This is a genomic window from Ferroplasma sp. Type II (genome assembly GCF_000496155.1).
The window spans coordinates 2,285-4,044 of sequence record NZ_KI542816.1 but is presented as its reverse complement, the minus strand read 5'-3'; the positions used below and the strand labels follow the sequence as shown (position 1 = coordinate 4,044).

Annotated in this window: 3 protein-coding genes; 1 reads left to right on the top strand and 2 read right to left on the bottom strand. The window is 35.4% G+C overall.

Annotation, left to right across the window (positions count from 1 at the left end; genetic code table 11):
- On the bottom strand, positions 1 to 129 hold a 129-nt coding region (locus tag AMDU4_RS12980; protein WP_021788391.1), incomplete at its 3' end, for a hypothetical protein.
- Between the two features lie 17 nt (positions 130 to 146).
- Complete coding sequence (locus AMDU4_RS12975; RefSeq protein WP_021787558.1) at positions 147 to 572, bottom strand: DUF6015 family protein; 426 nt, start codon at positions 570 to 572, stop codon at positions 147 to 149.
- Positions 573 to 889: 317 nt separating this feature from the next.
- Here AMDU4_RS12975 and folP point away from each other — a divergent pair.
- Positions 890 to 1,760, top strand: an 871-nt coding sequence (gene folP / locus AMDU4_RS12970; RefSeq protein ID WP_290705397.1) for a dihydropteroate synthase, incomplete at its 3' end; no start/stop codon positions are given.

The window sequence follows — 1,760 nt, the reverse complement described above, 5'->3', positions numbered from 1 at the left end:
GGAAATCATCTGCTTCCCTGGGAATTCTATAGTTTTTGATCCGCTTCTGACCGGTGGGCAGTAATATCTGCACTCATGATTGCACTTTTTTGGATGACACCGTTCTCTGTCTAAAATCGCAATATGCATAGCTAACTCTACCTGCCTTATTCGCTAGCTTTCCAGTACTCATCCGGTATTTCGCTGTAAATGTCAAATCTACCGTCATGTTCCACTGTGTTGCTCAGCTGCATTTCTGAAAGTTCAAGAACACGCAAAACATTGAGTATCCAGTAATGAATCCGCCATTCCCTTCCGTCAAAAAGGGTTGTTTCCTCTCTTTCAGTTTCCAGTATTCCAAGGTCTTCCATTGTATAGAAAACATCGCGGTCTTCCGGTTCAAGCATATTGTCAATGACTCTTGTGCTGTACCCAAAGAAATTAATAATATGCTCAGCAGAGGACTCTGATTCCTCTACTCCCATCTTCCTATTCTGCAAGCTCAAGCCATTGCTGATTGCCCTGGATAGTTCATCTATTTTTACATATGCCCTGCTTCTTAATTTTGCCATTTCCATGTTACTTGTTGCCATATTAATTCCTCTTTAAAGTAAACAGACCTTATTGCATTTAGATTTATAAGGTTATTCAATTTATAATATTATAGATACTGTATATTAACTTTGCCTAAAATCGAATGTGATAACTTATATAGTCTATATATTTTGTATATAATATATAGATATCTGTGAAAAATACCATTCAATAAGTCCAACCTGGACAGACCAATGTACAGTGCTCAAATATCAAAATTTTATTATTAGGTATTATTCATGAAACCTCCGAGAAGCAATGTACACAACTGAAATAAATGAAAGTGATTAATACCTTTAATGTATAATCTTGATTCATGGAATTGGTATTTCCAGGCAGCAGGGATAAACATTATTTAGATGTCTATGAGGAATCAGCCAGTGGAGAAGTAATAATTGATGGAAAAAGATTCAATTTCAATTCTGTTAAATTTGAAAGGAGTTTTTTAACAGAGTTTTATGCCAGGAACCATCTTTTTGAAGGGTATGAGGATATAATTTCCAGAAATGTTGAAAAAAAGATCGAAAATAAAAGATCACTGGTCATGGGAATACTCAATGCAACACCAGATTCCTTTTTCAGTGGGTCAAGAATTGAAGGTAGGGAAATAATAGACAAAATGATAGACATGAAACCGGATATCATAGATATTGGAGGTGAGAGCACAAGACCCGGAAGTACAGAGGTCGATCCTGAGATAGAGTTTGAAAGAATGAAATGGGCCATAGAATATATAAAATCTGTATCAGGCATACCTATATCCCTTGATTCCAGGCATTTCTATACAGTATCCAGAGCAATGGAATACGGCATAGATTACATTAATGATATTTCTGGTTTTTCTGATCAAAGAATGATAGACCTGGCTGTTAATAGCAATGTAAAGTGTGTGGTAATGCATATGAGAGGAAATCCACAGAATATGGGAAATTATACCCATTATGACAATCTTTACTTTCAGGTAAATCAGTATTTTTATGAAAAAGCAAATGAGATGATTAAAAGAGGAATAAAACCTGAAAACATAATTATTGATCCAGGAATTGGTTTTTCCAAGGATTTCCGTGGGAATATGGATATACTAAAGTCTCCATGGTCATTTTTCATTGGATTTGACACACTCTTTGGGACTTCAAGAAAGGGATTTATTGGAAAAGTTACTGGAAGCAGTATTGAAGACAGACTTG